General features: G+C 47.4%; 7 protein-coding genes and 5 pseudogenes. 5 read left to right on the top strand and 7 right to left on the bottom strand.

Annotated features, from left to right (window positions below; all coding sequences use genetic code 11):
* Nucleotides 1–69: 69 nt before the first annotated feature.
* Nucleotides 70–417, top strand: a complete 348-nt coding sequence (locus Q0835_RS28490) for a hypothetical protein (protein WP_298966677.1) — start codon at nt 70–72, stop codon at nt 415–417.
* A pseudogene (locus Q0835_RS28485) lies at nt 398–1,427 on the top strand (IS3 family transposase). Before Q0835_RS28490 ends, Q0835_RS28485 begins: the two are co-directional and overlap by 20 nt.
* A gap of 407 nt (nt 1,428–1,834) precedes the next feature.
* On the opposite strand, the pseudogene Q0835_RS28480 reads toward Q0835_RS28485, so the two are convergent.
* Nucleotides 1,835–2,578, bottom strand: a pseudogene (locus tag Q0835_RS28480) (IS1380 family transposase); the annotation flags it as partial.
* A 37-nt stretch (nt 2,579–2,615) separates the two neighbouring features.
* On the opposite strand from Q0835_RS28480, the pseudogene Q0835_RS28475 reads away from it, so the two are divergent.
* Nucleotides 2,616–2,849, top strand: a pseudogene (locus Q0835_RS28475) (transposase); the annotation flags it as partial.
* A gap of 1,551 nt (nt 2,850–4,400) precedes the next feature.
* On the opposite strand, the pseudogene Q0835_RS28470 reads toward Q0835_RS28475, so the two are convergent.
* Nucleotides 4,401–4,517: pseudogene (locus tag Q0835_RS28470) on the bottom strand (IS481 family transposase); the annotation flags it as partial.
* Between the two features lie 336 nt (nt 4,518–4,853).
* Here Q0835_RS28470 and Q0835_RS28465 point away from each other — a divergent pair.
* Entirely contained in the window at nt 4,854–5,225 is a 372-nt protein-coding gene (locus Q0835_RS28465; protein WP_298966676.1) for a hypothetical protein, read from the top strand.
* Between the two features lie 315 nt (nt 5,226–5,540).
* Here Q0835_RS28465 and Q0835_RS28460 read toward each other — a convergent pair.
* The 5 genes and pseudogenes from Q0835_RS28460 to Q0835_RS28440 form a co-directional block, all read right to left on the bottom strand.
* A pseudogene (locus tag Q0835_RS28460) lies at nt 5,541–5,657 on the bottom strand (integrase core domain-containing protein); the annotation flags it as partial.
* Between the two features lie 160 nt (nt 5,658–5,817).
* Entirely contained in the window at nt 5,818–7,287 is a 1,470-nt protein-coding gene (locus tag Q0835_RS28455; protein WP_298966675.1) for a hypothetical protein, read from the bottom strand.
* Between the two features lie 709 nt (nt 7,288–7,996).
* Nucleotides 7,997–8,236, bottom strand: coding sequence for an integrase core domain-containing protein (locus Q0835_RS28450; protein WP_298966674.1), 240 nt, complete (start codon nt 8,234–8,236; stop codon nt 7,997–7,999).
* Nucleotides 8,233–8,361 carry a hypothetical protein gene (locus Q0835_RS28445; protein WP_298966673.1) on the bottom strand — a complete coding sequence of 43 codons (129 nt, stop codon included), beginning with the start codon at nt 8,359–8,361 and terminating at the stop codon, nt 8,233–8,235. Before Q0835_RS28445 ends, Q0835_RS28450 begins: the two co-directional genes overlap by 4 nt.
* Nucleotides 8,362–8,655: 294 nt before the next feature.
* Nucleotides 8,656–10,197 carry a hypothetical protein gene (locus tag Q0835_RS28440; protein WP_298966672.1) on the bottom strand — a complete coding sequence of 514 codons (1,542 nt, stop codon included), beginning with the start codon at nt 10,195–10,197 and terminating at the stop codon, nt 8,656–8,658.
* Between the two features lie 556 nt (nt 10,198–10,753).
* Between Q0835_RS28440 and Q0835_RS28435 the strand changes: the two genes are divergently transcribed.
* Complete coding sequence (locus Q0835_RS28435) at nt 10,754–11,965, top strand: glycosyltransferase family 4 protein (RefSeq protein ID WP_298966671.1); 1,212 nt, start codon at nt 10,754–10,756, stop codon at nt 11,963–11,965.
* Nucleotides 11,966–12,313: the final 348 nt, after the last annotated feature.

Genomic DNA, 12,313 nt, shown 5'->3' with positions numbered 1-12,313 from the left:
CACTGAAACGCCCGCCAGATACATCTCCATCAAGGCTTCCTCGACGCTGTATTCAAGGCCTCTTCAACGGTGCCACGCACCATCTCATCCAAGATGATCCTTGATCCGGGCCTCATCAATCCGGATCACATTGCTCATCTCTTTGCCCTCATCGTCATCAGTCATACCTTGTTCCCTTCAATCAAAATAAAGGGAACCGTCTCAACCAGAAAATGTGCGAAAGATTTTGTACGTTATCAATTGGTTTCCATCACGAAACTAACCTGGCTGCCAACAACAACGTTGTTGGCAGTCCAAAGTGAGGTCGACAAGATTAGAAAGCCCCGGGTCATCATCCCCGAAAATCACTGGGTTGAAAATTGGACTTCTCCGGCCTTTGATGCGCTTGGAGAACGAGATGAAGAAATCGAGATTTAAGGATAGCCAGATCCTGGCGATTTTGAAGCAGGGAGAGAGCGGTGTAGCAGTTGCTGACGTTTGCCGGGAACAGGGGATCAGCAACGCGACCTACTACAACTGGCGTTCCAAATACGGTGGCATGGATGCGTCCTTGATTGCGGAAATGAAGTCCATGGCCGAGGAGAACCGCCGGCGCAAAAAGATGTATGCCGATATGGCGATGCAGAACGAGCTCTTGAAGGATGCTTTGGGAAAAAAGCCTTGAGGCCGTCTCAGCGGAAGGGGATGGCCATTAACGCAGTTCGGCTGCGCAGGGTGAGTGTCGCGCTTGCTTGCCGCACGTTTCAGATCAGCGAAAGCTGTTATCGCTATGAACGCAAGCTCAGCGATGAGAACGCGGAGGTTGCGGACTGGCTGGTTCGGCTTGTGTTGCCTTTATCTGCGCAATGTCAAAGGCTTTGCCTGGAACCACAAGCGTGTTCGGCGGATTTACCGGGCGTTGGAGCTGAACCTGCGCATCAAGCCGAAAAAACGGTTGGTTCGGGAAAAGCCGGAACCTTTGGCTGTGCCAGACAAAGCAAATGTCACTTGGTCGATGGACTTTATGTCAGATCAGTTGGCCGACGGGCGCAGCTTCAGAACCATGAACGTTCTGGACGACTTCAACCGAGAGGGGTTGGGCATTGAGGTGGACACCTCTATTCCGGCCCCGCGGGTCATTCGTACGCTTGAGCGGATCATTGAATGGCGCGGTCACCCCTTGAATATTCGGGTGGACAAAGGTCCTGAAAACGTCAGCGCTGCGCTGCAAATATGGGCCTCAAGACGCGGGATCAGCCTGGAATACATCCAACCCGGCAAACCGCAACAGAACTGTCCGCCAAGAATGGCCCGGACAATACATTTTCAACACGATCGAGGAGGCTCAGGACCACGCGACACGCTAGCTATGGACATACAACAACGAGCGGCCAAACATGGCCATCGGCGGAATTACACCTGCAATGAAACTCAAAATAGCGGCCTGAAGTCCAGCTTTAAAACCCACGAAAAAGGGGGTGATTACCACGTCAGTGTCCGAATTTAGGGAGGGAGCTCAGTATCGCGGCAAGTGTAGGCACTGCTGAATTGCTAGCACTTCTCTCAACGACGAAGTGCTAGCAATTACGCTGACGCGAAATCTGTTTATTTTCAAAGTATGGAAAAATTAATTATAGGTATTTTGGCAGGATATATATATGTGTAGTTTTTTGAATTATGTTGAGCCTTTGTAGCGTGCTGAACAAGGATAGTGACGAGAAATTGATTATCTACGACTTCCCAGCCCTTCACTAGATCGTGTCCAGTTTAAGTTGGTTCATATCCGTCGTTCTGTGTGCCGGGGTTTGCGGGTTTCGGTGGACTGGTTCGTTTCTGGGGCCGCTTGCCCCGTAGTTCATGTGACGAGCCGCGGAATTCGGTCGAAGACGATGCGCAGGATAGCTTGGTCCGGGCAGGATGTCGGGAGGTGCAGGCGGATTTGGGTTTTCATCTCGATCACGCGGGCGGCGATCTTGATGAGGCGCAATCGCAGCGTGTCGAATTGGGCAACTGCTAAGCTCGATCGTTTCGGCATGGCTGCGCGCCGGCCCCACATCAGCCAGTAGGCGCCGGCGTGCAGGAAGAGCCGGAACTGATTGGCCGTCGCCTTGGTGCAGGATGTGCGGTCGGCTGCGAGATGCGTCTTCCACGACTTGATGTGGTTCTCGGCCGCTCCGCGCCGGCAGTAGACATCCTCGTAGAGGGCCTTGGCTTTACCGCCTGCGAGATTGGTGACGATGAAGCGGGTGTCGGCACCTTGGGCGCCGACTTCGACGCGGGCGATTATGCGCTCGACACGGCTCCAACTGGCGGCGCCGTCAACGAACTCCTTGAACCTGCGGACTTTGCCCGTCTTCTCCGACGCTTCGAAGCGCGCTATCGTGCCGGTTTCCAGGTTAGCGACATGCTTGCGCAGCGTCGTGGTGGGCGCCACGCCGAGGATGAAGACGATACCGTTGGCGCGGCACCAGTCGATGACCTTCGGACTGCAATAGTGGCTGTCGGCCCGGATCAGGATCTGGGTGTTCGGCCAGTTGCTCCGGATCGCCCGCACCAGGCGGCGCAGGTGGGGGCGGATTTCTGCCCCACTCGGCCGCTTGGTGGAGAGAATTGGAGAGGCGCTGACCTATCACAGCTTTCCCGACAGCCATTGGCGCAAGATCAGGACCAACAGTCCTTTGGAGCGGATCATGAAGGAGATCCGACGACCCGCGCGGGTTGTTGGGGCATTTCCGGACGGTCAGTCTTGTCTCAACCTGGCCGCGGCCAGGCTCAGGCCTATCGCGGGCGGCAAATGGTCAAGCCGAAAATACATGAGCATGACAACGCTCTACCAGGAGCAAAACCAAACCCAGGGAGCCGTCGCCTGAAAACGAAAGTGCGAAAGATCTTTGACACTACCGCAGAACGCCGTTGCCGAAACGAGAGACAAGAGGGTTTCTGCTCCGGTGAAATCCGAGACATTAACTCCTGTGAGATGGAAGGTGATAGGTCTGCCTTTGTTGTCGCTCAAGGCATGAATTTTGGTTCCCGGGCCACCACGAGCTCTCCCTAAGACATAGGCTTGGGGGCCCCTTTGCTGCCATGGGCGACCCGGTGTGCCCGAACCACCGCGCTATCGATCATCACTTCCAGGACAGGACCACCAGTTTGTGACAGCGTATCGAAGATCTTCGTCCAGACACGTTTATGGGTCCGAAGCCTAACATGGGGGAGATACTCATGGATGCTGTTCAAGTCGAGAGGGATTCAGGCATTGAAGTTTTCGGACGTGCTTAAGAAGTTGAACGTCAAGTATGGGAATGATGGCAAATTAGATATAGCAAAAGGAAATATTTACTAGGTGTAGAAACACATAATACAAGCCTATTCGGGCCAATTTTACGAAGAAGAAGGGGAGGCTGCAGATGTTTCGTAACTCCGGAAAACTTCGACAGTAAGTTTCGCGAAAAATTGAGCATTATACACCTTGTCCAAGAACTCGTTCCAATGCCCGTTTTGGTCAGGCGTGTTCATACTTGAAACACTTTCACTAAAGGTTTTGCAGAATAAATTCCAAAGTGTTTTAGCTCTTTCTTCATCTCGGATATCTATTTTTTCCGATAGATAATTCAAACGTCCTATGCAAGTCGAACTTGTTGAAAAGCTAGACCTAATCAAATTATCGAAGTGTATCTTTATTAGTTCCTTGCATTGTGCAGTCTTCACAGGAAATTTCTTCATATCCGAAAGATTGAAATTGAAATCTATTAGGAAGGCTTCCAATAAAACTTGGTATTCATCGTCGGTCACTTGAACACTTGATTTTGAAAGTAAAGCCTTTATTTTTGTTGGGAATACTGGCGAAGACATGTTGAAATAGAGAGTGATTGCAAGAAACGAAAAGGAGAGAAGAAAGTGCCGTAGAGGTTCTGAGCTGAAAAGTGCATTACAATTTCCTTGACAATTTCTTTTATTTATATCGGTTTATTTGCTAAATTTTGCTTTTGTTTCGTTGAAAAAATTGAATTGAAGTTTCCGCGCAATTGCATACGTTTTTCTTTCAGGAACAGCATCAAGACACGTCGGCATACAGACGTAACCTTGAATTTGAATCGGAATTCAATTAAAGCGCTCCAATTGTAAAATATTGGAGCAATTCTTTCAAAGTCTTGGGTGAGCGATAATGATTAAATTTTTTACAACATTCCTCGATTTCAGGGCAATATCTTCTGCCAGCAAAGCAGAATGGCACTAACAATGGGCCATGCCCTTCCGTTTGATGCATGCGATGCCTTTGATGTCATGTTACGGGTGAACACCAGACAGAAAATCTAATTTTGGAAGGAAGTTGCAGCCTGTATTACAGTAAATGACATATGTTTCATGCCAGCATTGGAAAGTTTGTTCAGTCCCGGGAAGTGATGGGTTGTCTCTTCGGTCCAGCGCTTGATGACGTGTTCGAATGGCGTCTTCAGCCTCTTGGCGAAATTATAGGAATTGATGAAGGTCTGCAGATGCTCGCAGAACTGTTTGTGGCTTTCATAAAGATAGCGTTTCTACGCTCCTGATTTAATTGTGCCAGAGTGTCACAATTACACTTTTCTCCGTTCCATAACGACCAATCTGATGGTCCCATGATTAAACAGGTTGGCTGACCTTCCAGTTGTACTCCAAAGGTCTGATTTCGTATTGTTGTAACCAAGCCGCATATAAACGCACAACAATCAATTCTCTGTTCCTGGTTTTTACTTCTCCCGATCTCTTTTCCATTACTAATTAAGGACTTCACACAATCTAGATCTGTTCATTCTGTCCACACTTCTCTTCGTGGAATATCATTCAACCTCCTATCAACTATCGAAAATCATCTTTATCAGCATACTCTAATAATAATGTCCAATAACCAAGAAACCAACTCGATCGATGAGAGATTGGTAGAAATAGATAAACAAAAAAAAAATATTGACAGCGCGCTTGAAATTTATGAAAGAGAAGTGACTCCTGGTCTTGCTCATCTTAGACGTATTTTGTTTTCAGAACGAAAAGAAGAAGAATTGGAATGGTCAATCTTTAAAAATGATATATTGAGAGATCCTACTGAAGAAATCGTGAAAAAAAGGTTAAGTAATTTTGGTTTACCTTATTTAGGAATAATAAAAGTACAGGCACTAGCGGTTATTTCTGCGATCAAACGATATAATGAGAAAAAAGAACACGCAGTAAGAAAATATCAAAGGGACAATGGATCTAGCTCTAGACGTTAACAACATTGATTCTGGTCTCGTCCAATTCACTTAAGTGCGTCTATACCCGCGTGAACCCGCGGCCTGGTACCCAAAACGTGTAGTCATTGATCGAAGGTTATAATGAGAATCATCCTCACAGTGGCCTGAAATGGAAATCGCCCCACGAGTACAATAAATTGAATGTTTGTTTGAGTTGCCCCGAGAGTATTTCATGCAATTCATACCAGATTGCACCGATCTGAATCTGCTACCCAACCTTCTGCCGACGCGGGATGGAATTTTGCGCCTTTTGTCAGTATGACTGGATGGTATCGGCTGTTGCTTTTGCCAGTGTTATCGCGGGATATTCCCGATGGCGCTGTGTGAGCGCTCTTCATTGTAGTATTTACGCCATGTTTCCATCTTTCCGCAAGCATCCGACGGTGACAGGAACCAGTGTACGTTCAAACATTAGACACGCAGTTTGACGTAGGATTTATTTGACACTGTCAGCTGTAATTTACGTATGATGATTTTGATCAGAGTGAGGTGACTCCAGCTTGCTTCGCGCTTATTCGTTTTTGGTTGCTGCCTGGACATAACCGCAAGCGATTCGAGAGCAGTCTGTGCATCAATCTCTAGCATCCGCGCGCGAGCTACAGAAACAATTATTACCCAGCAACTCTGCCCCTTTTCTTGTGATAGTAGTTCCCAAAAGCCCGACTGCCAGACCAGCCCCTGCTGCAAGACGTGCATCTCTCAAAAAGCCATAGCCTTTCTCCGCGCTTTCCTGAGCACTGTTAATCGAATTCAAGATCATAGTGAGGCTTTGATAACCCACCCAGTTGGCGAGGGTTTCGCTCATTCCCCTTTGATCCACGTTTGGATTTTTTACATCAAGCCCCATGATTCCTGCCGTGACCGCTGTATTGGCAAATTCACCTGGTGCGTTGGTTAGGTCAGATTTCAGCTGAACGGCTGCATTGGTTCCTAAAATTGACAGTCCTGTTGCCATATAGGCGATTTTAGCACTAACATCTTGGTTTTCAGGCTGCTCGCCGATGGGTTGGCCAAGCACCGTTTCGATTGTCCACAGCGCGTTTTGTGTATTGGTTTTGATAGTTCCAATTCGACTACGAAGCACTTTGCTGGCACCACTTGCTTCATCTTCGGTTACACCCGCTTTATCATACAAGGAACCCATTAAGTCTCTGACATCTTTGAGGATCTCTCCAACGTCCTCAAGCGCCTGTCGCTCTTCTTGTATGGATAGAAGCTCTTCTTCTGATAGTTCAGCGCAGCTGGCAGATAAATTCTGTGCAGCTTGTTTCACACTAGGCTCTCGGCTTCCCCGAAAGACCGCATTGATGACATGTCCTGCCGCATCCTTCATTTGGGAATAAGTCAACAACCCGTAGAGAGCAGCACCCATCCCTGTTGCCAAACCAATTACAGCTGCATCGCTGCCTTCCCCAGTTTCTTTGTTGTAGGGTTGGGGTTCCTTGTTTGTCAGATTGAGTGTTCCAAATACAGCGGCTTTGACGAGATCAAAGGCATGCCGGTCCTGAAAAGTATTCCATAGACTATCCATTCGTGCCGATGGCGAGTTGGATGCACTCCAAAGACGGGCGGCACTAAGGGGCGTTTTGGCAACCATGTTCATGATGGTGGGCCCCCGGAAGGAAGGCTGTTTTCCAATCAGTTTTTTTCCCTGATCAAACGCATAAATTGATACAACTGGGATGAGGGTCGCGGCCATTAGAGCCCCGACAATCCTTTGAAGTGTCCGGTTTTTGTTGGCCTTGAGCTTTTGCAGCGGATCAATGGTTGTATCAATGTGTTTTGAGAGTTTGTTCTTTAGGGTTTGGTGACGGTCGGAGAGCGTATTCAACTTGTCTTTCGCAGCCTTGAGCCGATCCACGGACGTCTCCAACGTGATATTTTCAACATCTCCAGCTGAATGGGTTCCACTTAGTTTTTCTAAAATTGCGAAGTCCGCCTGGTATTGACCTGCGTTTTTAATGTCTTTTGGAATTTCTTCTGCAATCAAATGCTTCAGGGCTGTGCCAATGGTTTGAGCAGATCGGATCAAAGGTACCACGGAACTTCTGACCGCTTCTTGAACATCACCAAAAAAAAGTAGCAATCGCGCCAGGGCTTGTCGTGCTCTGAATGTCCTGAACGACATTTTGTTTAATGGGTGAGGGATTGTTGTAATTTAGTGATCAACAAACGTTCGAGATGTGGCTCTATTGGTGTCGCCAGGCTCTTCGGGTATAAGTGTGTTCTGTCCCGCGGGGTTTTGCTCGATGGTCTGGGTAGAAAAAACGCTTTTTTGCACGGGGTGCATAAGCCTTAAGCGCGTTTTGAATGTCAGCTTCGGTAACATCTAACCCCAATGTAAGTGCTTCACGGTGGTCCGCTTGGGTAACTGAGCAAATAGGGTTCCAGATTGTTCTAAACGCTGAAAAATTCGCACTATTCCCGTTTTTTTGGGTGGTGGTGGGGCAGTTTGGTCTGGAGCCGTTGTTGCCTGCTCACCCAAATATCGATGTGTAGTTCCTGCGAGGGCAAGCCAAGCTCCAAGTTTAGTTGGTCGCGGAGGAGACTTACCAATACGGGACAATGCACCGATTGTCATGAATGTTACAGATGTTAACCAGTATCTGATTAAAAGAATCTAGAATATTGTTGGGGCTAGTTTCGCCAGGAAATCTAGAAATTCCTCTATGGTTTCAGCCAGTGATTTGAATTGGTCCCGATTTTCTGGACAAGTTGACGGCTGATTTAAGGTGTATCCGGGTTGGTTTTCATGCCGCCAATTTCAAGTTCCTGTCAGCCCAATATGCGTCCTTGGGAGTTTTGTGCTCAAGGGCTGAGTGAGGACGTTCAGTATTGTAGAAAGTCATCCAGTCGCGGATAATACGATGTGCCTTGAATCCATCAGTCAGGTCCTCCAGATAAACCGCTTCCTGCTTCCAGGATCGCCAGAGCCGTTCGATGAAGATGTTGACCATGCACCGACCACGTCCATAGCCTGACGTTTTCACGTGCTCACCTGGTTCGGGTGTACTTGATACTTGGCTACAATCTCCTGGATCATCTTGTCACCGCGCAATGCCTCAAGCGCGACCTTCGCTTTAAACGCGTCCGAAAAATTCCGGCGTTTCGCCATTCTCGTATCCCTTCAAATCAATGGGATACACCTTAGCAACCTGTCCGAATTTCAGGAACCACTTCAAAGTGCTAGCAATTACGCTGACACGAAATCTGTTTATTTTCAAAGTATGGAAAAATTAATTATGAGTATTTTGGCTTTAAGAAGGTCTACCGGATCTACCGGGAAGAACGTCTCACAGTGCGCAAGCGCGGCGCTCGCGTGAACTGAGCTAACTTGTAAGCGAGGACAACCAAGGGAGCAGGTCAATTTTATTCTAGATAAAAACGTTCTATTCTTGCACCTAGCTGGTTAGACAGGTTGATCACCTGGAGTATCTGAAACAATGGTCTGATTCCTGGACGCCTTTGCGCTTCTGCCCGCGAGCCACTTAGCGAACTGAATGATCAAATAGGTGGGCACCGCAATTAGAACTGTATAGACTACAGTTGTAGCAACCAAGCCAACTATCCAAGCTTTATTCCGGTCATTGTACAATGTGGGATTGCGCCAGACGGGTATTGCAACAATTGCCAAGGTAACGATGCTTTGGCCTATGACAGCTTGCGCGAATTCGACTAGGTTGATGATGGAGACACCGGATGTGAACACCCTGACAGAAACAAGGATGGTGAAGATAAACACCGAACCAATGAATGAGATGTAGGTCGCCCTTTGATTGCGGGCTACAAGGATTACCAGAACCGTAACTACAAGTACGAAGTACACTGTGCCATAGATCATCTTTGCATAGTGGTTGAACTTAGCAGATTGAGTGTGGTCCGCTTGAAGTTCTTTCCTCGCCTGGCGCATTGAGGACGCCAATTCTTCGGGCAGACGCCTGTTGTTGCAGGCAATTTGCCATTCCGCATTGCATGCTATGATGCCCAGGATCATGTTGCAGACAAAGTTGACATTGTATCTGTTCACCACCGTTTTCCACATCAAATATTGGCATTGGAAACTGAGCGCTTTACGGAAAAACTTCTGCAACGACTGATGCTGACCATTAGATGGGATACTCAATCTCTTTATGGGGCTAAATACCCACATGAAAAAGTTCATCCAAAATCGAGATAGTTGGACGCCAATCACAGAAGTTAGAACCAAGCCTACACTCAGAAAGGTGTACCAGTTTTCAGAGTAAAGGTATTTCAGTTTCTCAAATTGGGATACTGGCAAATATAGTGACCAGAGTACTGGGTATGCCGATGCGAAGTTAACCCAGAACAGAATGCAAGCGGCCAATGTTGTCCGACTGCAAAACATAACCTGAAGACAATAACAAACGACAAGTATGTCAAAGCCAAGGTTAGAAAGTTCATATGCGGGTTCCTCGAATGACCAGAACCAGACCTGGTTAGTAACATTGAGGGCGCAAATCAGCAGTGGCACTGCGGTTAGGTTCAACAACTTTGGGCGCAACATGTCGGAAAATGAAGTGCGAGGCGGCGCGAGTAGCAGTTCGATCTGTTTCGCGTTTCGTTGGCTTCGGTAGCCTAGAACCCACAGTCCAAAACCGGGAAAACAATTGCTCAGTTCGTGAGCTTGACTAACCATCTCGGAGACAATGTCCACAGTGGATTGTTTGAATTCCAGGACCCATTGCTGTGTCTTCAGAAATTCAAAGAGGCGTTCCGTATCGAATCCCAGGAAGATTGATAAGAGGGGAACGAAGGGTATGAACTCGTATGTGCTTGGACGAGGGGCGGACCCCATGATGGTAGATAGTTGAAGCTGGTAATTGGCGACGGTGGCTCGGTAGGGGTAGTAGTATTCAAGATCTAGAGAAGGTTGGCGTGCATTAATCACGTGTTTTTTTCTCTCGTATTGACCGTTGGTATTCTCTGTCATTTTCCTTGAAGATTGGCAACGATCGGCGTTGCGCGCGGGTGAGAGGTTGGGAACGAGAAGAGCACCTAGGATCCTATTAAATACTGTATTGCAGCCAAGTAACGATAAAAATATTTTCAAACAATCAGGTATTGCCTGGAATTATTTAACGATCTGAATGCTACACAATACTGTTCGCGTTTAAGCTTCTTTTTTGATCCTTTCTAGATCAGCACGCCGCGAGAATTCGTGCGCACTGCACCTGAAATGCCATGATTGCCAATGAAAAAGGGGCTTACGGCCGCTGTCAGCTGGCAATTTCTGCTCCGCCACCAATTCATGTGAATTAATCCACAACGCGACATATGACTGGCGGGCCGACGCGCGTAGGAAGTGCCACTCGTTATGGCACTTTGGGATTGGGCAAGTGCTTTCTCCTGCAGACAGCTTTTATCTTGATCACGCTGTCAAGTTGGCAGGACATTTTTGCTACTAAAGTAGCTGTAGCGTGCCAACGAGTGCACAATCGATTGTCTAACCCAACAAGTTTTGCATAAAATCCAATCCAAACACCATTATGTCCCGCAACGCAAACCGTAGCAACAAACCAGAATGTGGCAAGGTTCTTTTGATTGTCAGCAACAATTTCGGTCAGATGGGTGCCGCTCGAATTGCGATCTACCAGGCCAACCATGAAGTTAACGGAGACTTCTTCGGTCGGGTTTTTTTCGCCACGACAACAACAACTGGCGATCAAGCTGATCTTTCTAGTTTGCTTTCTTCATTAGCTGTTTGCCTTCGGGGAAAATCGGCGCGCGAGGTGGTTGCAGAAGTGCAACGCGCAATGACAAACAAAGACCAACTTATTGTTCACGCTCAGGGAGAAGTTGCAGATGACTTTGTTCAGAATATGCGTAGCATACTCGATTCAACTGACCCACCGCCTAGGTACTCCATCGGATTTTTTGCAACACGCCACGGAGGTTGGGAAGAGGAATGGGGGCAACATCGCAAAGACTCGGCAGAGAGAAATAAGCTGGTTTCCCGCATAAAACAAATTGTTGATGCAAGGTCGCAGATTTTTTATGTAGCGCCCAAGAACATCCGTATGATGAAAGCTTCTGAATTTGGAATGTCCAGTTCTCAGATCGCGCAAAAGTTTGTTCTGGTGTCAAACGGTTTACCGCCAATTGGGAGAGTTGAAACAACGCTCCCAAATTTGGGCCTCCGTGCCGGAATATTCACATTTATCCTAATTGGCCGCGCGGACACAGACCACAAGGGACATCTGCGCGCAGTTCAAGCTGTAGAAGCTTTGAAAACAGAACACAAACTTGAATGTCAGATCATTTTGTTTGGTGATGGCATTTATTCAGATCTAGCCGTGAATTACGCACAATCAAGCTCATCTATAGGACATTGTGTGTACAATGGTGGCTATTCTAACAATGCTGCAGGGCATATCCATTTAGCTGACTTTCTTCTTTTACCGTCGACTGCGCCCGATGAGAGCACGCCCGGCGTCCTTTATGAGGCATTGCAGGAAGGCAAGCCTTCGATTGCGACAGATGTGGGCCGGGTAAGTGAAATCATGAGTGGTGCTGGACTTCTAATGAAGCCGGAAAAAGATGGGACACTGCGCCAGGACCACCTTGTGAACACAATGCAGAACGCAATCCGTTCGAGCAGCAGTCAAATGAAACAATATCAAATACTAGCGAAAGCGGCTGCGTCTACCAAAGTTCGTCCGATAGCGAATATGTGTGAAGAATATCGCAGATATTATTAGAAAGTAGCGTTGCAGTAACACTGTTTTCAACTAGTACCAATATTTCCCTCGCGCACCGTTTCAGGAGCTTCTACTGTTGTCCTCGAGCAAAAAATAAAAACAAATTTCTTTCTTTTGATCCTCCCCTACCTTTGTGGTCTTTCGCTTATGCTCTAAAAATTGATCTAGTCCACTAAACTTCAGACCCATAAAATGAACTATGCAAACCACTTAATTTTTGATTCAAGCTACTGAACAGGAGTTTGTCGGTGTCTGATGGGTATTTCTGGCTCAGCGATGATCTGAAGTGGTCCCTGAAATTCGGACAGGTTACTAAGGTGTATCCCATTGATTTGAAGGGATACGAGA

This window comes from uncultured Roseibium sp., from assembly GCF_947499295.1.
In the GTDB taxonomy this organism is placed as follows: Bacteria; Pseudomonadota; Alphaproteobacteria; order Rhizobiales; family Stappiaceae; genus Roseibium.
This window is presented reverse-complemented; position numbering and strand designations above follow the sequence as displayed.